The sequence below is a fragment of the Actinoplanes italicus genome, assembly GCF_003001815.1.
Lineage (GTDB): Bacteria > Actinomycetota > Actinomycetes > Mycobacteriales > Micromonosporaceae > Actinoplanes > Actinoplanes italicus.
This window is the reverse complement of the sequence record NZ_PVMZ01000014.1, coordinates 16,014-40,869: the sequence shown is the minus strand read 5'-3', so window position 1 is coordinate 40,869 and position 24,856 is coordinate 16,014. Positions and strand designations below refer to the sequence as shown.

Below are 24,856 nucleotides of genomic sequence, written 5' to 3'. Positions count from 1 at the left end.
TCCTGAACGGCTTTTCGGGTTTTGTCGCCGCGGCGCGTCGTCGAGCCTGTCCTGGAGCACTCTACTCCGAGGGCATCCAGTGGCTTCCGCGCCGGGGTGACGTGACGAAATATATAACTGTCAATCCGATACCACCGAATCGGAAGGGTGCGCAGTGGCACTCAGCAGACCTTTACACCGCCGTCTGAGGCTGGGCGCCGCGCTGCTCAGTCTCTTCCTCCCACTTCTCGCCGTGCCGGCCTCCGCCGCGGCCGCTGTTGAAAAAACCCCCAGCGACTCCGTGATCGCCAAGTGGGGCTCCGACAACCCCACGAGCGGGGAGCAGTTCTACTTCGTGCTCCCGGACCGGTTCGCCAACGGGGACAAGCGCAACGACAAGGGCGGGCTGTCCGGCGACCGGCTGTCGACCGGTTACGACCCCGCTGACAAGGGCTTCTACCACGGTGGCGACCTCAAGGGCGTGATGGACCGCCTGGACTACATCCAGGGGCTCGGCACCACCGCCATCTGGCTCGCGCCGGTCTTCAAGAACCGTCCCGTGCAGGGCACCGGCACCGACGTGTCGGCCGGCTACCACGGGTACTGGATCACCGACTTCACCCAGGTCGACCCGCACTTCGGCACCAACGCCGACCTCAAGAAGCTGGTCAAACTCGCCCACCAGCGCGGTCTCAAGATCTACCTGGACATCATCGTCAACCACACCGCCGACGTCATCAAGTACGCGGAGAACACGTACACGTACGTCGACAAGGCGGACTCGCCCTACACCGACACCGACGGGCAGCCGTTCGAGGACCGCAACTACGCGACCTCGGACGAGTTCCCGGAGACGGACGCGAGCTCGTACCCGTACACCCCCGTCTTCGGCAGTAAAGCCGACAGCAGGGTCAAGGTTCCGTCGTGGCTGAACGACGTGAACATGTACCACAACCGTGGTGACTCGACCTTCGCCGGCGAGAACAGCGAGTACGGCGACTTCTTCGGCCTCGACGACCTCTTCACCGAGCGTCCCGAGGTGGTCGAGGGCATGACGAAGATCTACTCGGACTGGGTCCGGGACACCGGCATCGACGGCTACCGCCTCGACACCGTCAAGCACTCCAACCTGGAGTTCTGGCAGCAGTGGGCGCCCGGCGTCGAGAAGGCCGCAGCCAAGGCCGGCAAGAAGGACTTCTTCATGTTCGGCGAGGTCTACAGCGCCGACCAGGAGATCCAGTCGACCTACGTACGCGAGGGCAAGCTGCCCGCCACCCTGGACTTCTCGTTCCAGGAGACGGCCCGCGGCTTCGTCACCGGCAACAGCGGGGCGAACGCGCTGTCCGACCTGTACGCCAAGGACGACCTCTACACCGCCCGCGACACGAGCGCGGACCGTCTGCCGACCTTCCTGGGCAACCACGACATGGGCCGGATCGGCTCGTTCATCGCCGCCGCGGCCACCGCCGACAGCCAGCTCAAGCGCGACCAGCTCGCGCACGAGCTGATGTTCCTGACCCGTGGCCAGCCGGTCGTGTACTCCGGTGACGAGCAGGGCTTCACCGGGCCGGGCGGCGACAAGGACGCCCGTCAGGACCTGTTCGCCAGCAAGAGCGCGGACTACCTGGACGACGACCTCATCGGCACCGACCGCACCCACGCGGTCGACAACTACAACACGAGCCACCCGGTCTACCGGACCATCGCCGACCTCGCGAAGCTCCGCAAGGCCAACCCGGCGCTGGTCACCGGCATCCAGCAGACGCGGTACGCGGCCGAGGGCCCCGGTGTCTTCGCGGCCTCCCGGATCGCCCGGGACAACACCCGCAAGGAGTACGTGGTCGCGGTCAACAATGCCACCACGGCGCAGACCGTCTCGTTCGCCACGGCCACGCCGAACGCGGTGTTCACCGGGATCTACGGTGGCGCGGCCCCGGTCAACTCGGACGCTGACGGCAAGATCACCATCACCGTGCCGGCGCTGTCCTCGGTCGTCTTGAAGGCGGGGCCACCGGTGGCCGTACCCGCGAAGGGTCCTTCTCTGACCCTCAGCAGCCCGAAGGCGGACGCCTCGGTGGCCGATCGCACCGAGATCGTCGCCGACGTCGTCGGCGACCCGCTGTCCACGGTGACCTTCGCGGCCCAGGCCGGCAACGGTGAGTGGAAGCTGCTCGGCACCGCCGACCGCGCGCCGTATCGCATCTACCACGACCTGACCGGGCTGGCGGGGAAGACGCCCGTGCGGTACAAGGCAGTGGTGCGTGACAGCAAGGGGCGGCTCGCCTCCGCGACCACGAACATCACCGTCGGCACCCCCGTGGCCGAGTCCACCGCCGGCTACGCCGTCGTGCACTACCAGCGGCCCGCGGGCAGCTACGACGAGCAGAACCTGTACGTGTGGGGTGACATCGACCCGTCGATGGCCACCACGTGGCCCGACGGCCAGCCGTTCACCGGCGAGGACTCCTACGGCCGCTTCGCCTACGTGAAGCTCAAGCCGGGCGCCAAGAGCGTCGGATTCATCGTCGTCGACGACAACGGCAACAAGGACACCGACGCCGACCGCACCATCAACATCGGCGCCAACCCGGAGATCTGGATCAAGCAGGGCGACGCCACGGTCTACCCGACCCGGCAGGCGGCCACCGGCCAGCCCGACCCGGCGCAGGACCCGAACAAGGCGATAATCCACTGGAAGCGCGCCGACGGGAACTACGACGGCTGGGGCCTGCACGTCTGGTCCGGCGCGGCCAGCCCGACCGACTGGTCGAGCCCGCTGCTCCCGGTCCGGACCGACAGTTACGGCGCGGTGTTCGAGGTGCCCCTCGCGGCCGGTGCGCCGTCGCTGAGCTACATCATCCACCGGGGTGACGAGAAGGACCTGCCGACCGATCAGTCCCTCGACTTCGCCAAGGCGGGCCGCGAGGTCTGGCTGCTCGCCGGGCAGGAGACCCGCCTGCTGCCGCTGGTCAAGACCAGCGCCGGTGGGGGCGTGGCGGACGTGACCAAGTCGGCCGCCGTCTGGCTGGACCGGGGCACGATCGCCTGGAAGACCGGCACGGGCACCACGCTCGAGCCGGTCGGTGCGGGCACCGACGGCAAGGTCTACGACCTGGTGTACTCGCCCACCGGCGGGATCGGTGTCGCGGACGGTGAGCTGACCGGGACGTTCAAGTCGGTGTCTCTCACTGCTCGGCGCAACGGCCTCACCGAGGCACAGCGTGAGAAGTTCCCGCACCTCTGGCAGTACGGCGCCTTCGCGCTTCGGTCCGGCAATGTCTCGGACATTCTGCGCGGCCAGGTCGTCGTCACCGAGCGCGACGCCACCGGCAAGCTGCTCTCGGCCACCGGTGTGCAGCTCTCCGGGGTCCTCGACCACGTCTACGGCTCCGCCGTGAACTCGACGCTCGGCCCGGTCGTCAACGGTCGTAAGGCGAGCGTCGCCGTCTGGGCGCCGACCGCCCGCAACGTCGAGCTCGAGGTCTACGACACCGCCGACCAGGTCTCCCCGGCGCTCGTCGAACTGTCCCGGGACGACCGCACCGGCGTCTGGTCCGGTCGCGGTGACTGGGCCGGCAAGTTCTACAAGTTCCGGGTGACCGCATGGCAGCCGGCCACGCAGAAGATCGTCACGGCGTCCGTGACCGACCCGTACTCGCTGGCCCTGACCGCCGACTCGACCCGCAGCCAGTTCGTCAGCCTGTCCGACCCGGCCCTCACGCCGGCCGGCTGGTCCTCCCTCAAGAAGCCGGCCGCGGTCGCTCCCGCGAGGATCCAGATCTCGGAGCTTTCGGTACGGGACTTCTCGATCGCGGACTCGACGGTGCCGGCCTCTTCTCGTGGGACCTTCTCCGCGTTCACCTCGCCGCAGACGACCGGGATGAAGCACCTCACCTCGTTGGCGAAATCGGGTGTGACCCACCTGCACCTGCTCCCGGCGTTCGACTTCGCCACCATCCCGGAGAAGCGCGCCGACCAGCAGCAGCCCGCCTGTGACCTGGCGTCGCTGCCGCCCGACTCGGAGGAGCAGCAGGCCTGCATCGAGAAGGTCGCCGCGACCGACGGCTACAACTGGGGCTACGACCCGCTGCACTACACGGTTCCGGAGGGTGGCTACGCGGTCGACCCGTCCGCCCGTACCCGCGAATTCCGATCGATGGTCTCCGGCGTCAACCAGGCCGGCCTCCGCGTGGTGATGGACGTCGTCTACAACCACACCTCGGCCGCCGGTACCGACGCCAAGTCGGTGCTCGACCAGATCGTGCCCGGCTACTACCACCGCCTGCTGGAGGACGGCACGGTCGCCAACTCCACCTGCTGCTCCAACACCGCGCCGGAGAACGCGATGATGGGCAAGCTCGTGGTCGACTCGATCGTCACGTGGGCCAAGCAGTACAAGGTCGACGGCTTCCGCTTCGACCTGATGGGCCACCACCCCAAGGAGAACATTCTGGCGGTGCGCAAGGCCCTCGACCGGCTCACGGTCTCCCGCGACGGCGTCGACGGCAAGAACATCTATGTGTACGGCGAGGGCTGGAACTTCGGTGAGGTGGCGAACAACGCGCGCTTCATCCAGGCGTCCCAGACCGAGCTCGGCGGCACCGGGATCGGCACGTTCAACGACCGGCTCCGTGACGCGGTCCGCGGTGGCGGCCCGTTCGACGGCAACCCGCGCATCCAGGGCTTCGCGTCCGGCCTGGCCGGCGCACCCAACGGCGACGCGGTCAACGGAACGGCCGCCGAACAGAAGGCGCGGCTGCTGCACTACCAGGACCTGATCAAGGTCGGTCTGACCGGCAACCTGGCCGGGTACACGTTCACGGACTCGTCCGGCAACGTGGTCACCGGCTCGCAGGTCGACTACAACGGCGCGCCGGCCGGGTACACGAACGACCCCGGTGAGTCGATCACCTACGTGGACGCCCACGACAACGAGATCCTCTACGACTCGATGGCGTTCAAGCTCCCGCAGGCGACAACGGCCACCGACCGGGCCCGCGCGCAGTCGGTGGCACTGGCCACCACGGTCCTCGGCCAGGGCGCAGGCTTCGTCACCACCGGCAGCGAGCTGCTCCGCTCGAAGTCGCTGGACCGGAACTCGTACAACTCGGGTGACTGGTTCAACCAGATCATCTGGGACTGCTCGCAGGGCAACGGTTTCGGTCGCGGCCTGCCGCCCAGGGCGGACAACGAGAGCAAGTACGCGTACGCCAAGCCGCTGCTCGCCGACCCTGCGCTCGTCCCCGACTGCGCCGCGATCAACCTGACGAACAGCACCTACCAGGAGCTGCTGAAGATCCGGAAGTCCACGCCGGCCTTCGGTCTGGCCACCGGCAGGCAGGTCCAGCAGCGGGTCGCGTTCCCGCTGTCCGGCACCGGCGAGACCCCGGGCGTCATCACCATGACCATCGACGCCCGAGGCATCGACAACCGCTGGAAGTCGATCACGGTCGTCTTCAACGCCGGCACGACCACCGCCACCCAGACGGTGCCCGCGCTCGCAGGCAAGAAGGTCACCCTCCACCCGGTCCAGCAGTCCTCCGCCGACCCGGCGACACGCTCCGCGTCGTTCACCGCGTCGACCGGCACGCTGACGGTCCCCGCACGAACCGTCTCGGTCTTCGTGCAGAGCTGAGCCACCGGGTCCGGCGCGCGGGCCCCTTCCACCTCCGCGCGCCGGCCCGGTCCCAGCCCCTCTTCACGGCCACCGCTCATCCACCAGCCTGAGGTGGGCGGTGGCCGTCTCCACCCCCCAACGTGCCTCGCTCACCGCCCGCCGGCTTCGCGTCTGCCGGCTTTGCGCCTGCCAGCTTCGCGTCTGCCGGCTTGGCGTCTGCCGGCTTCGCGTCTGCCGGCCTCGCGCCCGCCGGCCTCGCGCCTGCCGACCGCGCGCGGCCCACCGGCCACCGCCTCACCACGGCGGCGATGTTGTCGGGTTCCGGTCGAAATAGCGGCGCAACCTCACAAGATCCGTCACCGTCCCACTGCCGTCACCGTCCCCCTGCCGTCACCGTCCCCCTGCCGTCACCGTCCCCCTGCCGTCACCGTCCCACTGCCGTCACCGTCCCACTGCCGTCACCGTCCCACTGCCGTCACCGTCCCACTGCCGTCACCGTCCCACTGCCGTCACCCTTACTGCCGCCGCCGCCACACTGCCGTCACCGCTGTGGCGTCGTGCGCTGCGCGACTTCCTCGGCGATCTTGGGGCGTTGCGGTTGACGGGGCGGCGCAACCTCACAACATCGTCGGGCGGCACGCCTGCCGCCGCCTTCAGCGGGCAGATCTTGTCCGGTTCGGGCTGCTGCTACGGCGTAACCCTGCAAGATCGTCTAGGGGGTGACTGCTGCGTGCGGCCGCTCCACGGTGAGGTCACGGTCTCGGTGGGATGGCCAGTGCCTCGCGGAGCTGGGCCACCACGGTTGCCGGGTCGGTTCGGAGCAGCCAGGCCGGGAAGCGCAGGATCCGGTCGCCGCGTGTCCAGACCGCGTTCTGCCGGAGCATGTCGTCGGCCCAGTGCTCGACCTCCATGTGATGTGCGCCGTCCACCTCGACGTGCAGGCGCTCGTCCGCCCAGTAGGCGTCGAGAAATCGCCGCCGGCCATGAACGTCGAGCCGGTGCGCCTGGAGCCGCGGCAACGGAAGTCCGGATCGGCGGCACAGCGCTATGAGATCGATTTCGGACAGCGCTTCAGCGCCTCCGCAGGCGTCCGCGATAGTGGCGTTGATCAGCTTGTGCCGCCGTATCCGTGGCAGTACGGCAATGGCCTGCCACAGCTCCTCGGGCGTCACTCGCTTCTGCTGGCATGCCCCGAGGATGACGCCAGCGGCGGCGCGATCGCTGCCGGACCAGGCCGCCGCGTCGATGACCGCGCGCGCCACCGTGGTTCGCGGCGGGAGACCGTGCTGCAGATGCTCGTCGGGCAGAACGGTTGTACGGCGTACCCGAACCGGGCACATGTCGTCGGGCAAGCGGGACAGCCGGCCGGTCGGAGATCGGGCAGCGGGCACGAGAACATCGATGACCTCGGTACGCATGCCGCGCACCCCGCCAGCGGCGGCGGCCGCCGCACCGGCCAGCCGGGCGCCGTCGCCGGCCGCGAGGACGGCGACCCACAGTTGCTGTTCCGGCCAGAGGTGGCCGTTTTCGGTCAAGATCACGCCGCGGCAGACGGCACGCCATCGGCCTTGGGACAGGTTGGTGCGAACCGCGGCGCGCCCCAGGGCACTGATCGCCTGCCTACTCGTCAGGACTCCCGCCTGCTCGAAGACCAACCAGTCGAACTCACTCGCATCCCTTCCTGGAACCGCTAGCAGCACCCCGACACAGTGCCAGTTTCCGCCACCCGCTGCCGAGGCCCTGTGGACAACCTCTGGTGTCGCCAACGTCGTGTGCTTGTGGTCGCCATACCGGCGAAAGCCCACAAGATCTACAAGGACGCCGGCGCGGAGGCAGACGGTGGCGCGACGAGAGAGGAGTGGACGCGGCGGGGATGAAGAGCGGTGCGGCGCGGCGAAGAGGGAGGGCGTGGGATGGTGGAGCGGGGCGGCGCGGCAAAGGGAGAGGGGACGTGCGGGGTGGAGGGATAGCTCCGGTGGGGAAGGTGGCGCAGGAGCGGCGCGCCGAAAGGAGAGAAGGCGCGGAGAGGGTGGCGAGGGAAGAAGGACAGGCGTAGTTCAGAACGGACGGGGGAAGGTGGAGCAATGGGTGTTGAGTGGAATCTGCAGCTAAGGGAGCAGCTCGACTTTCACTGGCGCAGCCAGCTGCGGCCCGGGCTCGACGGACTGACCGACGACGAGTACTTCTGGGAACCCGCGCCAGGCGCCTGGAGCGTGCGACCACGCGGCACGAGCGCCGCGCCGATGGCCGCCGGGGCGGGTGACTTCACCATCGACTGGGAGTACCCCGAGCCGTCACCGCCACCGGTCACCACGATCGCCTGGCGGCTCGGTCACATCATCGTCGGTGTGCTCGGCGCGAGGGTGGCCTCGCACTTCGGCGGTCCCCCGGCCGATTACCTCAATTTCACCTATGCGGGTACGGCGGACGAGGCGCTCACCCAGCTGGACGACGCCCACGCGGCCTGGCTGGCCGGGGTGACGGCCCTGGGCGACGAGGGCTTGAACCGTCCGTGCGGCGAGGCTGAGGGCCAGTACGCCGCCGAGCCGCTGGCCACTCTGATCCTGCACATCAACCGTGAGGTCATCCACCACGGCGCCGAGATCCTCCTACTGCGTGATCTCTACCGGAGCCGCTAGCAGCGCCGTCCGCGCGTACAACTGGTCGGCTGCCTCCGGGCGCCCCAGGTAGTAGCCCTGCGCGAACTTGCAGCCCATCACGCTGAGCAGGGCCAGCTGGTCGGCGTCCTCCACGCCTTCGGCGACGACCCGCAGGCCGAGTGTGTGCCCGAGCTGCACGATCGCGCTGACCAGCTCCTGTTGGCGCCCGTTGCCGACCAGGCCGGTGATGAACGAGCGGTCGATCTTCAGCACGTCGACCGGGATGTCGCGCAGGTAGCCCAGCGACGAGTACCCGGTCCCGAAGTCGTCGATGGCGATCTTCACGCCCAGCTCGCGCAGTTCCTGGAGCCGGGCCGAGGTGACCGCGACGTCGCGCATCATCACGGTCTCGGTCAGTTCCAGCACCAGGCAGTGCGGGGACAGCCCGGTGGTGGCCAGGGCGTAGGCCACGTGGTCGGTCAGGTCGGGCAGGTCGAGGTGTGCCGCGGACAGGTTGACGCTGACCCAGGCGGGGGCGGTCTCCGGGTTCTCCCCCTGCCACTTGCGGACCGTCCGGCAGGCCTCCATGAGGATCCACCGGTCGATATCGATGATCATCCCGGTCTCCTCGGCGAGCGGGATGAACGAGCCGGGCATCTGCAGGCCGCGCTCCGGGTCCTGCCAGCGGACCAGTGCCTCGGCACCGGACATCCGGCCGTCGGGGATCGCGGCGACCGGTTGCAGGTGCAGCCGCAGTTCGCCGCGCTGCACCGCCTCGCGCAGCCGGGACTCCTGGTCGAGGCGGTTCAGCAGTTGCTCGTGCATGCGGTTCTCGAACGTCATGAACCGGTTCTTGCCCTGGTCCTTGGCCGCGTACATGGCCACGTCCGCGTTGCGGACCACCTCGTCGGCGTCGGTGTACCGGGCCGCGTCCGGGACGACGCCGACGCTGACGGTCACCACCGCCTCCCGGCCGTGCACCAGGAACGGCCGGGAGAGGGTGTCCAGGCAGGCGTGCGCCAGTTCGGTGACCACGTCGGGGCCGGCGTTCTCCAGCAGTACGGCGAACTCGTCACCGCCGAGCCGGGCGATCGTGTCCGGTGGGCGCAGCGCCGAGGTGAGACGTTCGGCGGCCGTACGCAGCAGAAGGTCTCCGGCGTTGTGTCCGAGACTGTCGTTGACCCGTTTGAAGCCGTCCAGGTCCAGGTAGAGCAGCGCGATCTGCTCGCCGTGGACACGTGCCCGGGTCAGGGCGTGCTCGAGCCGGTCGAGCAGCAGCTTGCGGTTGGGCAGCCCGGTGAGCCCGTCGTGCAGGGCCTGGTGCCGCAGGTCGCGTTCCAGGTCGCGCTGCCGGGTCACGTCGCGCAGCACGATCACCGCGCCGATCGGCCGGTTCTCCTTCTCGATGCTGCTGACCGTGTACTCGACGCGCACCGCCGTACCGTCCGGACGTTGCAGTCGTCCCTCCCGGGTACCGCTGGAGAGTTCGCCGCCCACCTCCGGGAGCAGGCCGGCGGCCTCGCGCTGCAGCAGGCCGGCCACGCCGAGGCCGGTGATCCGGCCGGCCGCCTCGTTGGCGAAGGCGATTCTTCCGGTGGTGTCGATGCCGCAGATGCCCTCGCCGGCGTTGGCCAGGATGCTGTCGGTGTACTCCTTGGCCAGGATCTCGCGGGCGGACCGTTCCAGCTGCTCGGCCATCGAGTTGAAGGCCCGGGCGAGCCGGCCGATCTCGTCGCGGCCGTCCGGCGGCACCCGGTGGGTGTAGTCGCCGGTCCGGATGACGCGGACCGCGGTGGTGAGCGAGGTGATCCGGCGGATCAGCGAACCGGACAGGCCGACGCCGAGGCCGAGCACGAGCAGGATCACCGTGAGGGCGGCGACCAGGGTGATGACCTGCGCCTGGCGGGTGGCGGCCATCATCTGCTCGTAGAGTGGGGTGTACTCGAGGATGACCGCGCCGATCCGGGCGCCGGCGTGATCGTCCATCGCCACGACGACCTGTTTGATGCCCTGCGGGTAGTCGTCGCTGGTCTCGACGAACAGCCGCGCGCGGCCGTCGTTGATGGTCCGGCCGACCTCGTCGCCGAGGTCGTGGTCGAAGACGGCACCCACGTTCTCCCGGACCACGTCGCCGAGGATGTATTCGGTGCGGTCCACGACGACGGCGTCGCGGTGCTGGGTCTCGTGCAGGCGCTGGAGGTAGTTGTCCAGCGACACGGGGCTGACGTACAGCGGCTCGACCTGTTCGCCCTCGGTGTCGACCGGCAGCCCGAGCGACACGTCGAGGGCGATGCCCTGGGCCAGCCCGGTGGCTTCCCGGGCGGCGGCCCGCTCGGCGGATGCCGTGTTCGCGTGCCAGGCGATCAGGGCGGTTGCCGCGACCATCAGCGCCACCAGGAGATAACCCCCGAGAAGCTTCTGTCGTACGTTCATCCGCACCCCCTCCTCGACGCTGCCTCAATTCGGCAGGCCGTGTGCCGGAATGCGGTCGAATTGGGCGGCGATCTGCAACTCGACGTCGGTGTCGGTCATGGGGCGCGCGAAGTGGTATCCCTGGGCGAACCGGTATCCGGCCCGATGCAGCCGCTCGGCCTGCTCGGCCGTCTCGACGCCCTCGGCGACCGCCTGCATCCGCAGCCCCTCGGTGATCCCGATCAGGCTGTCCACGATCACCGCCTGCGGGCTGTCGAGCGTCACCCCGTCGACGAACGACTTGTCCACCTTCAGCCAGCTGACCGGGCAGTCCACCAGCAGGCTCAGCGACGACTGGCCGGTGCCGAAGTCGTCCAGCGCGATGGTCAGCCCGAGCGCGGCCAGGGCACGGACCGCGTCCAGCGCCACGCCGGTGCTGAGCACCGCCGTCTCGGTGACCTCGATGGTCAGGCGGGCCGGGTCGAGGCCGGCCGCCGACAGCAGCGCCGCGACCTCGGACGGGAAGCCGGGCTCGCCGAGCTGGCGGGCCGAGACGTTGACGCTGATCTTGGCGGGCGCGTCCGCACCGAGGCCCCGCTCCCAGCGGGAGGCCTGGTGGACGGCCTGTTCGAGGACCCAGCGGCCCAGTTCGACGATGTAGCCGTTGCGCTCGGCCAGCGGGATGAACTCGGCGGGGGAGACCAGGCCGTGCTCGGGGTGCCGCCAGCGGACCAGGGCCTCGACCCCGGCGAGCCGCCCGTGCGGCAGCTCGACGATCGGCTGGTAGAGCAGGAACAGCTCGTCGCGGTTGATGGCCTGGCGCAGGTCGGCGGCGAGCTGGGCGTCGTGGTCGGCGATCTGGTCCATGATCGGGTCGAACCAGGTCCAGCGGCCGCCGCCGGCCGCCTTCGCGGCATACATCGCCACGTCGGCGCGCCGCAGCAGCTCGCCCGCGCTGTCGTCGGGCCGGCTCGCGGTGAGGCCGACGCTGACCCGCGGCGCCATCTCCCGGCCGCCGTCGACGACCGGAGCCTGTACGACGGTGAGCAGCTCGCTGAGCAGCAGGTCGGCCTCGGCCTCGGTGAGTCCGGGCAGCAGCAGGGTGAACTCGTCACCGCCGAGCCGGGCCACGGTGTCCTCCGGGCGGAGCCGGTCGCGCAGGCGGTGGCTGATCGTCTGGAGCAGCGCGTCACCGGTCGTGTGGCCGTACCGATCGTTGATGATCTTGAAATCGTCGAGGTCGAGCAGGGCCGCCACGAAGGGCTCACCGCCGTCCAGCCGTGCGGAGATCTCGTCGGCGTACGCCGACCGGTTGCCGATCCCGGTCAGCGCGTCGTGCGTGACCTGGTGGTCGAGCTGCTTCTGGTAGGCACGCAGCTGGGTGAGGCTGTCGTCGACGGTGTCGAGCAGCCGGGCGTTGTCATGCAGCGTGGTGAGCTGCCGCAGCACCACCAGCACGGTGACCGCGGTGGCCGCCACCGCCATCAGCATCTCCGCGCCTCCGCGCGGCGTCTCGACCTTGAGCACCGCGGCGTAGAGCAACCCCACGGCGAGGTACGGCATCAGACTGAACCGCCGCGACGCCGGCCGGGCGGCCTGTGGGGCGCCGGTGTGCCGCCGCTGCCGCCGGGCCGCTAGGAAGGCCGTGAACTGGGACATCGGCAGCGCGATGAGACAGGTGTTGAGGTATGGCCGGTCGGTGATGTGCGGAGCCAGCGCTCCGGTGGCCGCGGCCAGGCCGACCCCGGTGGAGAGGATGTGCAGGGCGCCCCGGTCCAGGCGTCCCGCGCCGGAGAAGGCCACCTTGACGAAGGTGATCAGCGAGACCGCCGAGATGACGGTGATCAGCACGAGCGCACGCGGGGTGACGTGCGGTGACGTCGCGAAGTCGACCCGGGCCAGCGCGAAGTGCCAGATCAGCACACCGGCGGTGATCATGATGACGCCGGCGTCCAGGCCGAACCGCAGCCAGTCGCTGCCGCTGCGCTGCCAGGTGGGCAGCCGGAGCAGTCCCCAGAGAACCAGGGCCACCGCGACCAGGAAGATCGATTGGGTACGCAGTCCGAGCGCCTGGTTGAGGACCGGTCCGCCGACGGCGTCGTGCATGCCGCTGAACGCGGCCGGGATGAGAATGCCGCAGGCCGCGCCGAGGCTGCCCCAGAAGATCCGGCTGGGTTTGTCGAGCGCCGTGCACCGGGCTGTCCGGACGCACTCGTAGGTCGCCAGAGCGCCGAGCACCGGCAGGGCGAGCCAGGCCACCAGCGGATTCTCCCAGCGGTGCCAGAGCCCGACGACGGACCAGCTCTGCACCAGGGTGAACAGAGCGAGGGCCGCCAGCAGGGGCGGATCGAGACGGCGCGGCACGTGCATGGTCTGAACAATCGGGTCCGCGGAGTGCCGATGTAGGAAATCCGCCGGGTCCCCTCAGTGACACCGTCGCCCGGCCGATCTGGACCGGTCGAACGGTGGCCGTCCGGCCGCCCGCATCCGGAGGTGTCCACCCGGTGGATCCGCTGCTGCTGCTCCTGCGCGAGGAGATGTCCCGCAAGCTCTCCGAGGCGGCCGGCACCATGGCCGCGACCATGGAGGTGCTCTCCGCCACCCGGCAGGTCGCCGGTGACGTCTGTGGCACCGAGTCGCTGCGGGTGGCGATCGAGGAGCTCGGCGTCACTCACGACCGGCTGCTGGGTCAGGCCCGCGCCCTGAACGCGTGCACCCCGCGGCCCGTCGGGGGATAGTCGCGGCCCGTTGCTGGGTAAGGCCGCATGTGTGGAGGAACTGCACTGGCTCGCGGTGGTCCGGCACGGCCTGAGCACCGGCAATGTGACCGCCCAGGAGGCCGAGGAATCCGGCGCGGAGTCGATCGACATCCCGGAACGGGACGCCGACGTGCCGCTGGCCCCGCTCGGCAGCGAGCAGGCCGAGGCGGTGGGCCGCCTGCTGCGCGACGACCCGCCGGACCTCGCGGTGGTCTCGCCCTACCTGCGCACCCGGCAGACCGCTGAGCTCGCGCTGGCCGGCAGTGGTGTCCCGATGGTGGTCGACGAACGGCTCCGCGACCGTGAGCTGGGTGTCCTGGACCTGCTCACGGCCCGCGGCGTACGGGCGCGGCTGCCGGACGAGGCGCGCAGACGCGACCGTCTCGGCAAGTTCTACTACCGCCCGCCGGGTGGCGAGTCCTGGGCCGACGTGCTGCTGCGCCTGCGGGCCGTGCTGCGCGAGATCCGCCAGGACCACCCGCGCGGCCGGGTGGTCCTGTTCGCGCATGAGGCCACCGTGCTGATGGTCCGCTATCTCGCTGAGGGACTGAGCGAGGGCGAGCTGATGGAACTCGCCCACCGCACCACCGTCGCGAACTGCTCGATCAGCAGCTGGCGCGGCACCGCGGCGGGGCTCGAGCCGGAGCTGTTCAACTCGGTGGCCCACCTCAAGCAGGAGGACGTCCCGCACACGAGGCAGGAGGACGTCAATGCCGAACCGGTCTGAGGAGCGTGTCATCACGCCGGGGATGCTGCGGGACTGGCCGCTGCCCAGTCCGCAGGGTGACAAGACGTCGCGCGGGACGGTCCTGGTGGTCGGCGGTGCCCGCTGCACGCCGGGCGCGGTGCTGCTGGCGGGTGTCGCGGCGCTGCGGGCCGGTGCGGGACGCCTGCAGCTGGCCGTCGCCGAGGAGTCCGCGGTGCCGTTGAGCATCAGCGTCCCCGAGGCCAAGGTGGTCGGACTGACACCGGACGGCGGACCCTCCGACGAGATTCTGGAGATGGCCGCCGCGGCCGACGTGATCGCGCTCGGCCCCGGCCTCGACGACGTGGACCGGACCACCCGGCTCATGAAGGCGGTCCTCGACGCGGCCGGCCGGGACGCCGCCGTGGTGCTCGACGCGTACGCCCTCGGCGCCCTCAGCAAGGATTCCGGTCTGCTGCGTCAGTCCCGCGCGGTGCTCACCCCGAACCTGGTCGAGGCCGGCCACCTGCTCGGCCGGGAGCCCGGCGACGATCTGGCCGGGGCCGCCCACGAGCTGGCGACCAGGCACGACGCCGTGGTCTCGCTATACGGGCACATCGCCGAGCCCGGTGGGAGGGCATGGCGCGAGGAGAGCGGCGACGTCGGCCTGGGCACCTCGGGCAGCGGCGACGTCCGTGCGGGCATCGTCGCCGGCCTGCTGGCCCGCGGTGCCGAACCGGCGCAGGCCGCCTGCTGGGCGGCGTTCGCCCACGCGGTCAGCGGACAGCGGCTGGCGCCGAGGTTCGGCCGGGTCGGCTTCCTGGCCAGGGAACTCGTCGACGAGGTGGCACCCACGATCGCCTCGGTCTGACCGGAGCCCGTTCAAGCCGCGACCGCCACCCGGCTCTTGCCGGCCGTCTTCGCCGAGTACATCGCGGTGTCGGCGTCGTGCATCAGCGCGTCGGCGTCGGCGTGGTCCTCCCAGACCGCCACTCCGATGCTGCCGCGCGGGATCAGTTCCACACCCGACACCACGAGCGGCTCCTGGATCGAGGTGAGCAGCCGTTCGGCGACCAGCACAGCGTCCCTCGGCGAGTCCATCCCGTCGAGCAGGACCGCGAACTCGTCGCCGCCGAGCCGGGCCGCCGTGTCCGCGCCGCGGATGCCGTCGCGCAGCCGCTGTGCCACGGCCACCAGCAGCTGGTCGCCGGCCGCGTGGCCGTACGTGTCGTTGACCGCCTTGAACCCGTCCAGGTCGACCATCAGCAGCGCCACCGGGCTGCCCCGCCGGGCCCGGGCCACGGCCTGCTCCAGGTGATCGCGCAGCAGCAGCCGGTTCGCCAGTCCGGTCAGGTTGTCGTGGAACGCCTGGTGCCGCAGGTCGGCGGCGTGTTCGGCGTTGCGCAGGCCGAGGACGGTCTGCGCGGCCAGCGTCTCCAGTGAGGGCATCACCTCGGCCGGGATCGGCACGTCACCGCCGGCCATCAGGGTGCCGTAGAGCTGCTTGTCGCTGCGCAGGGTGAGCGTCACCCGTACCGAGGAGATGTCTCCTGCCAGCAACGCGGCCGGGACCGGACCGGCGACCGTGCTCACCGCCTCGCCCTCCGGGGTGTTGCGGGTGATCGCCGCCCAGCCGCCGGGAAGGCCGCCGAGCAGCTCCTCCGCGGCCTCGGCGGCGTGCCGGCCGATCGCGTCGGCGTCGGACGTGGTGACCAGGGTGGAGCCGAGCCGGGCGAAGACCCGTTCGCGGGCAGCCGCCTGCTCCTGCCGCCGGGTGCTCTCGGCGACGGCGGCCGTGAACAGCGCCAGCGGCGGCACGCCCGCGCTCTGCTGGAGGAAGACGCCGAGCTGACCGGGTTCGGTCAGGGCGATCGCGGCCGCCGAGGCGGCGAACAGCGACACCGTCATGAGCAGCGCGTGCCGCCACGTGCCGTAGAGGCCACGGAACGAGACCGCTGAGAACAGCAGTCCGAGAGTGATCAGCCAGTTGTGCGAGCCGTACCCGATCACGCCGAGCGCGAGGCCCTCGACCGGGGCGGCCCACACCGGGAAGGAGTTGCGCCGGTAGCCGCGCAGCCACCACCAGCCCAGACCGAGCGCGGCGGCCACGGCGGCCAGCTGCCACGGCAGCGGCGCGACATCGCCTTCCAGCGTGCGTGGCACGCTGGTGACCACGTTGAAGAGGATGAAGATCAGGAAGAGCCAGCGGATGCGAGCGCCGAGTTGCCGCGGTGGCGCGAGGCGGAGCCAGATCGGAGCCCATGTCATGACCGCATGATCGGTAGCGAACACGGTCACTTGAACCGTCAGCCGTCGAAAGATGCCCAGTCCAGACCGATCTTGCGCAGCCGGCGCAGCGACGAGCGGTCGCGGGTGGCGACGTACACCTCGAACCAGTCGGCGTCGTCCTCACCGACCAGCGCCACGGTGTCCGGCCCGGCGTAGAGCCGTGACCGTGCACACGGCCAGCGCAGCGGCCGCAGCGGCACCCGCTGCAGCGGCGCGACGATCCGCCGGGCCTGCGCCCGGTCGGCGAAGGCCATCCCGCCCGGTGCGAGACCTTCCGGCGGCCGGTCCATCGCCACCCGGGTCAGGGTCAGCAGCAGCAGGTACGCCGAGAGCCGTTCCCGCTCCCGCAGCGGCTGGTCGCTGAGCCCGTGGTAGTAGACCGGCGGGTCGTCGGCGCCCCGTTCGATCAGCAGCTCGAAGGTCCCGTCGCCGCCCTCGCCGATGACCAGCGTCCCGTCCGGGCCGCCGGGCCGGGGTTCGGGGTGCAGGCGCAGCGAGCCGTCGTAGAGCGCGGCCCGCCCGGCGGCCGCCCGGTGGAAGGCGCGCAACGGCTCCGGCTGCCCGTCGCCCGGCGCCGGAGGCTCCTGCGCCGGGATGTCCGCGTACCAGTCGCCGACGAACCGTTCCAGGGCCGCGGCCGGGTCGTCCGGCAGCAGGTCGATCCAGGCGGCGCCGGGTTGCCCGACCGGGCCGGCCAGGTTCAGCAGATGCTCGGGCAGCGGGGTGTCCAGGCGTAGGTCGAGCCGTTTCAGCAGGCCCCGGCGGCGGGCGGCCTCGGTGACGCGGGCAGTGCCGAGCACCAGGCAGCCGTCCGGCATCCGGGCGAACGTGTGCAGCGGGGGACCGTCACCACCGGTCAGCCGTCCCTCGACCAGCCGCGGGAACGGGCCGTCGACGCGGACGTCCTCGGCGGTCCGCAGACCGGTGACGATCACCACGGTGGCGTCCGGTCCGGCCGCGAACACGGCGTCGGCCGTCTCGTGGACCCTGGCGCCGGGACCGGCCACGGTCAGCGCCGCGTCCTCGGCGACGACGGACCAGAGGCGGATCTCCACCGGCCCACCGTAGATGCCGGTCGCCAGCACTCCGGCGGGAACACGGCTCGTGCGCCCGGGTGGCCTCCCCCTCGGCGGTCACCCGGGCGCGCGAGCTTCCGACGGTATCCGGTGACCGCGTCTCCTGCCCGTATCCGGACCCGCCCTTTACCGGACCCGAACACGGCCGGGTGACGATGCGACTCATGTCCAGGCTTCCGCGGTTCCTGCTCGTGCTGCTCCTCCTGTCCCCCGCCGGATGCACCGGCCCGGATGGCACGATCCCGCCCGGCAGCACCGCGCACGACCTGGGTGAACGGACCTTCCGTACCTACCGGCCGGCGTCGCTGCCGGCCGGGCGGGTTCCGCTCGTGGTGGTCCTGCACGGCGGCGCCGGCACGGGAGCGCAGGCCGAGCGGGCGTACGGCTGGAACGCCACCGCCGACCGCGGGGGATTCGTGGTCGCCTACCCCGACGGCGTACGCCGCTCGTGGAACGCCGGCCCCGGCTGCTGCGGCCCCGCTGCCCGCGACGGCGTCGACGACGTCCGGTTCATCGAGGACGTGGTGGCGGCCGTCTCGCGGGGCGCGCCCGTCGACCCGGCGCGGGTGTCGGTCACCGGGATGTCCAACGGCGCGATGATGGCCTACCGCCTCGCCTGCGACAGCACCGTGTTCACCGCGATCGCCCCGGTCGCCGGCACGCTGATCGGCGACTGCCCGCACCCGGCGCCGGTCTCGGTGCTTCACGTGCACGGCACCGCCGACGAGAGCGTCCCGTGGGCGGGCGGCCCCGGCTCACGGAACAACGGCGGCACCGGCCGGATCCCGATCCGCATCGACGGCCCGCCCATCACCGGGGTGATCGCGTCCTGGCGTACCGCCGCCTCCTGTTCCTCCGCGACCGAAACCGTCGACGGGCCGGTGACCAGGTCGGTCGCCAACTGCCCGGACGGCCGGCTGGTGGAGCTGATCAGCATCGCGGGAGCCGGTCACGAGTGGCCGGCCACGACCCTGGACGCGACCGCCGCGATCTGGCGGTTCGTCAGCTCGCGGCAGCCCGTCTGAACGCCTCCAGCGTGCGCCGCACGTCATCGTCGCCGGTGCGCCAGTTGCAGACCGACAGCCGGATCGCCCGCCGCCCGCCGGCCACGGTCCCGCTCAGCCACGCCTCGCCGCTGTCGACCACGTGCCGCAGCACGCGGTCGGTGGTCGCGTCGTCGCCGAACCGGAACAGCACCTGGTTGATCACGACCTCGCCGATCACCTCGCAGCCGGGCACTGCGGCCAGTCCGTCCGCGAACGTCCGGGCGTGTGCGCAGCAGCGTTCCACCAGGTCGGCGACGCCCCGGCGGCCCAGGGACCGTAGTGCCGCATAGACCGGGAAGCCGCGGGCCCGCCGGGAGAAGCCGGGCGTCCAGTCGATGGCGTCGCGTGGCTGCCCGGCGCCGCCCTGGATCAGATAGTCGGCGGTGACGCTGATCGCGGCCCGGTGCGGTTCCGGGTGGGCGCAGAAGGCGACACCACTGTCGTACGGGACATTCAGCCACTTGTGAGCGTCGAACGCCCACGAGTCGGCCCGTTGCGCTCCGGCCGCCAGATGCCGCACTGCCGGGCTGGCCAGCACCCACAGCCCGAACGCTCCGTCCACGTGCAGCCACGCCCCGGCCGCCTCGGTCACGTCGGCGATCGCGGCCAGGTCGTCGAAGGCCCCGGTGTTGACCTCGCCGGCCTGGGCGCACACGATCGCGGGTCCGCCGGGCAGAACGGTCCGCAGCGCCGTAACGTCCATCCGGCCCTGCTCGTCGGCGGGCACCACGGTCAGCGTCGCGGTGCCGAACCCGAGCAGCCGCAGCGTCCGGTCGATGGTCGCGTGCCGCCGCGCGCCGACCACGATCCGCACCGGCGGCGCGCCGCACAGCCCGTCCTCCTCGACGTTCCACCCGGCCTGCCGCAGCACGTGGTGCCGGGCCGCGGCCAGGCAGGTCAGGTGGGCGGTCTGACAGCCGGGGACGAACGCGTACGAGCTACCGGCCGGCAGTCCGAACAGGTCGCGCAGCCACTCGCCGGCCACCTCCTCGGCGACCGACGCGGACGGCCCGCACGCGTACAGGCCGGGATTCTGGTCCCAGACGGTCGTGAGCCAGTCGGCGGCGACCGCGGCCGGCAGCCCGCCGCCGATGACGAACCCGAAGTAGCGCCCGGACGGGATGGCCACCATGCCCGGCTCGGCCGCCTCCACCAGTTCCTCGACCACGGTGAGCGGATCGACCGGACCGTCCGGCAGCGGCCCGCCGAGCCGTTCGCGCAGCTCGTCGAGGGTCACGGCCCAGCCGACCGGCCGCCGGTCGAGGGAACCGAGCCAGTCCGCCGCGATCCGCGCGGTCCGGGTCAGCACCTCGTCGAAGGCCCGGTCGCCGAACTCGTCGCTCATCGCTTCACGGTAAGCCCGGCCACACCTCTTCGTGGTCGGTGGCGCGGGCCGCGCACAGGAACGTGCCACCCACCGCGAAAGCACCCAGTACGGCCAGCGAGATCTGCGTCTCGTGGTCGAGCTGCCGTTCGTAGGTGGCCTCGTCGACCACCACCTCGCGGTCGTGGTCGACGAGCACGTAACGGTCGCCGGTGCGCTGCGGGCTGCCGTCCAGCGCGACGAACGCCAGCACCAGCGCCAGCCAGAACCCGGCGAACGTCAGCGCCGCCGCGATCGCCGCCCACACCGGCACGTGCGGCGGCACCCAGGACGCCAGGCTCCACAGCCGGCGTGGCTGCCGTGTCTGATAGCCGCGCCGGTTCGCGAGGATCCCGGCCGCGAACCCCGGAACGGTCAGCACCGCGGCGAACCCGACGGCGATCGGCGTGATCACCGGCCGTGCTCCGGCCGCCAGTGCCACGATCAGCCCGGCCGACCACAACACACCGGCCGCGCACACCCCACTCAGCCCCAACAGACCCCGACGCGTGATCATCACCGACGACGCTAGTGTCCCGGTTCGGCCGCCGGGGCCGTTTCGCACTACCGGGCGGCGCCACCCGGCCGCCGCCGCGCGGGGTGTGGTTCTCGGCGGAACGTCTGCGCGGCCCGGCCGGCCGTTCCTAGAGTGGGACGATGCTCAGCCGTGGTGTGCTCGCCTCCTTGCCCGCCGCGGCTCTGCTGCTCGGCCTGCCGGGTGTGCCGGCGGCCGCCGTGCCGGGCCCGCCGCCGCTGCTGCAGGGCTGGATCGTCACGCGCGGCACTCCGTACCGCTGCCTCACCGGCGGTCCGATCGGCACGATCCTGTCCACGACCGCATGCGTCAAGGGAGACAGGACGCAGCTCTTCTACCAGACCAGCGAGGGCCGCCTCACCCAGGGCGAGAACTGCCTGCAACCGCACAGCTCCGGCTCCAAGGTCCTGGTGAGGGCCTGCACCTACCGGTCGAATCAGAACTGGTGGATCACCACGACCTTCCAGGCCGGCACCCGCAACGGCCCGTGCCTGACCGAGCTCTCGGTCGACAGGTCGAACGTGGGAAAGGTCCGCCTCCGCGCCTGCACCGGCGCACCCGAGCAGGGCTGGCGCTCCCTGACCTCCTGGTGAGAGCCGAACGGGACCCCGATATCTATCGAGGATCGTTTATGGTTCCGGGATGGAGCCGGTGGGGGAGGACGGTTGTCGCTGGTGCGGTGACCGGCGCGACGAGACCGACTACGGACTCCGGATCTGGTCCGGCCGGGTCACCGACTCGTATCTCGCCCGCCGGTCGTTCGTCCGTGGTCACGCGATCGTGGTGTGGCGCGGCCGGCACATCAGCGAGCCGATCGACCTGAGCCCCGTCGAGTCCGATCTCTATCACCGCGAGGTTCTGACAGTGGCCCGGGCGATCCGTGACTGTTTCCGCCCGTCGCGGCTCAACTATCTGACGCTCGGCAACCGCGAACGGCACCTGCACACCCACGTGACCGCCCGATATCCGGACGACGCCGGCGCCGACGGGCCGTTGCCCGTGCACGCGCCGCCCCTGCTGGACGAACTCGCCTGGCGGGCCGATGCGGCGGCCCTGAAGATTCTGCTCACCTGACGCACACGGTCATCGCGGCGTGTACTCTGGAAGTTCGCGCGTCTTTGGCTACGTGCGACAGAAAGAACCACTATCAGAATACGGCTGGGAGGCACGGGTGTCAAGTCTGTCAAGCATTTCCGTGGCGGATTCTCCGGAGGCACGGGCGATCGCCGAGGAACAGGAACACGTCACGATGCTCTACACCCGGCTGGACGAGCTGCGCGACCGGGTCCGCGGCCAGCTGACCGGCCAGTGGAGCCAGGGCGGCGGCACACCGCAGGCACGGCTCCAGCGCGACGTCGCGGCCCACGGCTACGCCGAACGCCTGGCCCGTTACGAGGCGGTCGAGTCGGGGCTGTGCTTCGGCCGCCTCGACCCGCGCGACGGCGGCCCGCTGCGCATCGGCCGGATCGGCATCCACGACACCGACGAGCCGCTGCTGGTCGACTGGCGGGCGCCGGCGGCGCGGCCGTTCTACGTGGCTACGGCCGTCACCCCGTACGGCATCGTCCGCCGCCGCCACATCCGCACGCGTGGGCGTACCGTCGTCGGCCTTGATGATGAGGTCTTCGACGCGACCGCCGGGAATGGACCACTGGTCGGTGAGGCCGCGCTGATCGCCGCCCTGGACGCGCACCGCACCGGCCGGATGCGCGACATCGTCGAGACGATCCAGGCCGAGCAGGACCGGGTGATCCGCTCGGCGGCCGGTGGCGTGCTCGTTGTGCAGGGCGGGCCGGGCACCGGGAAGACGGCGGTGGCCCTGCATCGGGCGGCCTACCTGCTCTACACGCACCGGGAGCAGCTGAGCGCCCGCGGCGTGCTGATCGTCGGCCCCAACCCGATGTTCCTGCGCTACATCTCGCAGGTGCTGCCGTCGCTCGCCGAGACGGGCGTGCTGCTGGCGACCCCCGCCGACCTGTTCCCGGGCGTGGTGGCGACACGGCGGGAGACGGCCGCCACCGCCGAGGTGAAGGGCCGTTCCGACATGGTGGACTTCCTGATCGAGGGCGTACGGGCCAGGCAGCGCGTGCCGGAGACACCGGTCGAGATCGTGGTGGACCGGCACGTGCTGCGGCTGGACCGCTACGACTGCGAGACGCCGCGCCGCCGGGCCCGGGAGTCCGGCCGCCTGCACAATCTGGCCCGGCCGATCTTCGTGGCCGGGGTGCTCGACGTGCTGGCCGAACAGGTGGCCGAGCGGATCGGCGCGGACCCGTTCTGGAACGACCCGCTCGGCGAGGACGACGCCCCGGGTACGCCGAACGTGCTCGACGAGGCCGACGTGGCCGACATCCGCGGCGATCTGGCCGGGGATCCCGGGGTGCGGGCGGTGCTCGACGAGCTGTGGCCGGTGCTCACCCCGGAACGGTTCCTCGACGACCTGTTCGCGACCACGGATCGTGACGAGTTGCGCCGTGAGCCGGGCGGCGGCTGGTCGGCGGCCGACGTCCCGCTGCTCGACGAGGCGGTCGAACTGCTCGGCGAGGACGACTCGGCGGCACGCGCCCGGCAGGCCCGTGACCTGCGTCGACGGCTCGACTACGCGCAGGGCGTGCTGGACATCTCGGCCGGCTCGAAGTCGTACGAGGCGGAGGACGACTTCGAGGCCGAGATCCCGAACGTGGCCGACGTGATCGAGGCCGGCGTGCTCGCCGAGCGCTACGCCGACCGGGATGTGCGGACGGCCGCCGAACGCGCGGCGGTGGACCGGAGGTGGGCGTTCGGGCACGTCATCGTGGACGAGGCGCAGGAACTGTCGCCGATGGCGTGGCGGATGCTGATGCGCCGGTGTCCCAGCCGGTCCATGACGATCGTCGGTGACCTGGCACAGACCGGTGCGGCGGGCGGCGCCGGCTCGTGGGGGGAGGTGCTTTCGCCGTACGTCTCCGACCGCTGGCGTCTCGCCGCGCTGTCCGTGAGTTACCGCACCCCCGCCGAGATCATGGCGTACGCCGGACGCCTGCTCGCCGACGCCGACCCGCCGATCGAGCTGCCCCGCCCGGTCCGCTCGTCCGGCGCCGAGCCGCGCGAGCTGACCGGCGACGCGGCCGCTCTCGCCGCGGTGGTGGCGGGTGAGCCGGGAGCCGGGAGTCTCGCGGTGATCGTGCCTGCCGGCCGGCGTGCCGAGGTCGCCGCCGCCCTGCCGCATCTCGGCTCCGACCTGGACGAACCGGCCGTGCTGCTGACCGTCACCGAGGCGAAGGGCCTGGAGTTCGACCACGTGGTCCTCGTCGATCCGGAACTGATCCGCGGGGAGTCGCCGCGCGGCGTGAACGACCTTTACGTCGCGCTGACCCGCGCCACCAGGAGCCTCACGGTCTTCCGCGTCACCGGCGGCGCCGGGTGTGACGGCGGTACGCGCTGACCGTCGGATCGCCGGTGATCCAGAACCGCCACGGCACGTCGTGTGCCGAGGTGACGCCGACGCGCGGCCCCGCCGAGACCGGGCCGGCCGGTCCGTCCGGAGGGGCCAGCGTGGCCGGTCCGCCGCCGAGCAGGGGAGTGTCGTTGGCGGCGCGGTCGAGGTCGAGGACCTGCATCAGCTTGGCCGGCCCGGCGGCCAGGTCGGTGTCACGGCGGGCCGCCGGCCGTCGCTTGCGGGCCAGGTCGTGGCCGTCGATCACCGCACCGGCCCGCAGCAGCACGGCGGCCGCCCGGCCCTGCTCGCCGCAGACGATGTTGGCGCAGAAGTGCATGCCGTAGATCTGGTAGACGTAGAGCCGCCCGGCGGGTCCGAACATCACCGCGTTACGGCCGGTCATACCCCGGTGCGCGTGACTGGCCGGGTCCTCGCCGAGCCCGCTGTAGGCCTCCACCTCGGACAGCCGGACGGTCACGCCGTTCGCGGTGAGCCGCCAGCCGAGCAGCAGCCGCGCCGCCTCGTCGACGGCGGTGGCGGGCAGTGTCATCCAGCCGGGGCTCACCGGGCCGCTCCCGGGCAGGAACCCTCGGGGTCGGTGGCGGCGAGGATCCGGCGGCCGATCTCCTGGAGCTGGCGCACCTGTGCCCTGGTGAGTGAGTCGAAGACCAGGGTGCGTACGTTCTCGACGTGCCCGGGAGCGCTGGCGACGATCTTGTCCCAGCCCTCGTCGGTGAGGGTGGCCAGGGTGTAGCGGCCGTCGGTGGGATCGGGGGAGCGGCGCACCCAGCCGCGCTTCTCGAGCCGTCCGACCGCCTGCGAGAGCCGGGCCAGGGAGCCCTCGGCCAGGACCGCCAGGGTACTCATCCGCAGTGTCCGGCCGGGATTCTCGGAGAGGCCGGCGAGGATGCCGTACTCGAAGTGGCTGAGGCCGGAGTCTCGCAGCAACTGCGCGTCGAGGGCCGTGGGCAGCCGCATGAACACGCCCATCAGGGTCATCCAGGCGGCACGCTCTTCGCTGGTCAGCCAGCGTGGCTCGGGTGTCTCCACGTCAGCATCCTAGCCGACGGTTTTACT

18 protein-coding genes are annotated in these 24,856 nt (G+C 71.3%); 9 read left to right on the top strand and 9 right to left on the bottom strand.

Annotation, left to right across the window (positions count from 1 at the left end; all coding sequences use genetic code 11):
* Positions 1 to 154: 154 nt before the first annotated feature.
* Positions 155 to 5,614, top strand: coding sequence for a pullulanase-type alpha-1,6-glucosidase (gene pulA, locus CLV67_RS29985; RefSeq protein ID WP_170154063.1), 5,460 nt, complete (start codon positions 155 to 157; stop codon positions 5,612 to 5,614).
* Between the two features lie 734 nt (positions 5,615 to 6,348).
* Here the strand turns inward: pulA and CLV67_RS29975 are convergent.
* On the bottom strand, positions 6,349 to 7,137 hold the full coding sequence (locus CLV67_RS29975) for an endonuclease domain-containing protein (RefSeq protein ID WP_239166632.1): 789 nt from the start codon (positions 7,135 to 7,137) through the stop codon (positions 6,349 to 6,351).
* Between the two features lie 543 nt (positions 7,138 to 7,680).
* Here CLV67_RS29975 and CLV67_RS29970 point away from each other — a divergent pair.
* On the top strand, positions 7,681 to 8,235 hold the full coding sequence (locus CLV67_RS29970) for a DinB family protein (RefSeq protein ID WP_106324340.1): 555 nt from the start codon (positions 7,681 to 7,683) through the stop codon (positions 8,233 to 8,235).
* On the opposite strand, the gene CLV67_RS29965 is transcribed toward CLV67_RS29970, so the two are convergent.
* Together CLV67_RS29965 and CLV67_RS29960 are read right to left on the bottom strand one after the other, a co-directional pair.
* Positions 8,206 to 10,629, bottom strand: coding sequence for an EAL domain-containing protein (locus CLV67_RS29965; protein ID WP_106324338.1), 2,424 nt, complete (start codon positions 10,627 to 10,629; stop codon positions 8,206 to 8,208). The genes CLV67_RS29970 and CLV67_RS29965 overlap by 30 nt on opposite strands.
* Before the next feature lie 24 nt (positions 10,630 to 10,653).
* Entirely contained in the window at positions 10,654 to 12,978 is a 2,325-nt protein-coding gene (locus CLV67_RS29960) for a putative bifunctional diguanylate cyclase/phosphodiesterase (protein ID WP_106324336.1), read from the bottom strand.
* A 134-nt stretch (positions 12,979 to 13,112) separates the two neighbouring features.
* On the opposite strand from CLV67_RS29960, the gene CLV67_RS29955 reads away from it, so the two are divergent.
* Genes CLV67_RS29955 through CLV67_RS29945 form a run of 3 tightly spaced genes read left to right on the top strand, consistent with a single transcriptional unit; the run spans position 13,113 to position 14,923 of the window.
* Positions 13,113 to 13,346, top strand: coding sequence for a hypothetical protein (locus tag CLV67_RS29955; RefSeq protein ID WP_170154062.1), 234 nt, complete (start codon positions 13,113 to 13,115; stop codon positions 13,344 to 13,346).
* A 31-nt stretch (positions 13,347 to 13,377) separates the two neighbouring features.
* Entirely contained in the window at positions 13,378 to 14,094 is a 717-nt protein-coding gene (locus tag CLV67_RS29950; protein WP_106324332.1) for a histidine phosphatase family protein, read from the top strand.
* A complete protein-coding gene (locus CLV67_RS29945) occupies positions 14,078 to 14,923 on the top strand; it encodes an NAD(P)H-hydrate dehydratase (protein ID WP_106324330.1) in 846 nt (281 codons plus the stop codon). The genes CLV67_RS29950 and CLV67_RS29945 overlap by 17 nt, the downstream gene beginning before the upstream one ends.
* Before the next feature lie 11 nt (positions 14,924 to 14,934).
* On the opposite strand, the gene CLV67_RS29940 is transcribed toward CLV67_RS29945, so the two are convergent.
* Together CLV67_RS29940 and CLV67_RS29935 are read right to left on the bottom strand one after the other, a co-directional pair.
* A complete protein-coding gene (locus CLV67_RS29940; RefSeq protein WP_106324328.1) occupies positions 14,935 to 16,320 on the bottom strand; it encodes a GGDEF domain-containing protein in 1,386 nt (461 codons plus the stop codon).
* A gap of 38 nt (positions 16,321 to 16,358) precedes the next feature.
* The gene (locus CLV67_RS29935; RefSeq protein ID WP_146169349.1) at positions 16,359 to 17,396 is read right to left on the bottom strand and encodes a hypothetical protein; all 1,038 of its coding nucleotides are present in this window, start codon (positions 17,394 to 17,396) and stop codon (positions 16,359 to 16,361) included.
* Positions 17,397 to 17,581: 185 nt separating this feature from the next.
* On the opposite strand from CLV67_RS29935, the gene CLV67_RS29930 reads away from it, so the two are divergent.
* The gene (locus CLV67_RS29930; RefSeq protein ID WP_203737428.1) at positions 17,582 to 18,442 is read left to right on the top strand and encodes an extracellular catalytic domain type 1 short-chain-length polyhydroxyalkanoate depolymerase; all 861 of its coding nucleotides are present in this window, start codon (positions 17,582 to 17,584) and stop codon (positions 18,440 to 18,442) included.
* On the opposite strand, the gene CLV67_RS29925 is transcribed toward CLV67_RS29930, so the two are convergent.
* Positions 18,420 to 19,808: a pyridoxal phosphate-dependent decarboxylase family protein gene (locus CLV67_RS29925; RefSeq protein WP_106324324.1), complete on the bottom strand. Its 1,389-nt coding sequence runs from the start codon at positions 19,806 to 19,808 to the stop codon at positions 18,420 to 18,422. The genes CLV67_RS29930 and CLV67_RS29925 overlap by 23 nt on opposite strands.
* Before the next feature lie 4 nt (positions 19,809 to 19,812).
* A complete protein-coding gene (locus CLV67_RS29920) occupies positions 19,813 to 20,343 on the bottom strand; it encodes a hypothetical protein (RefSeq protein ID WP_106324322.1) in 531 nt (176 codons plus the stop codon).
* A 140-nt stretch (positions 20,344 to 20,483) separates the two neighbouring features.
* Between CLV67_RS29920 and CLV67_RS29915 the strand changes: the two genes are divergently transcribed.
* From CLV67_RS29915 to CLV67_RS29905, 3 genes are all read left to right on the top strand, one after another.
* The gene (locus CLV67_RS29915) at positions 20,484 to 20,954 is read left to right on the top strand and encodes an RICIN domain-containing protein (RefSeq protein WP_106324320.1); all 471 of its coding nucleotides are present in this window, start codon (positions 20,484 to 20,486) and stop codon (positions 20,952 to 20,954) included.
* 49 nt (positions 20,955 to 21,003) lie between these two features.
* Positions 21,004 to 21,435 (top strand): HIT family protein, encoded by a 432-nt coding sequence (locus tag CLV67_RS29910; RefSeq protein ID WP_106324318.1) that lies wholly within the window; start codon positions 21,004 to 21,006, stop codon positions 21,433 to 21,435.
* 175 nt (positions 21,436 to 21,610) lie between these two features.
* Positions 21,611 to 23,785 (top strand): HelD family protein, encoded by a 2,175-nt coding sequence (locus CLV67_RS29905; RefSeq protein WP_106324717.1) that lies wholly within the window; start codon positions 21,611 to 21,613, stop codon positions 23,783 to 23,785.
* Here the strand turns inward: CLV67_RS29905 and CLV67_RS29900 are convergent.
* Complete coding sequence (locus CLV67_RS29900; RefSeq protein ID WP_373873180.1) at positions 23,748 to 24,344, bottom strand: DNA-3-methyladenine glycosylase; 597 nt, start codon at positions 24,342 to 24,344, stop codon at positions 23,748 to 23,750. The genes CLV67_RS29905 and CLV67_RS29900 overlap by 38 nt on opposite strands.
* Entirely contained in the window at positions 24,341 to 24,778 is a 438-nt protein-coding gene (locus CLV67_RS29895; RefSeq protein ID WP_106324715.1) for a MarR family winged helix-turn-helix transcriptional regulator, read from the bottom strand. Before CLV67_RS29895 ends, CLV67_RS29900 begins: the two co-directional genes overlap by 4 nt.
* Positions 24,779 to 24,856 lie beyond the last annotated feature (78 nt).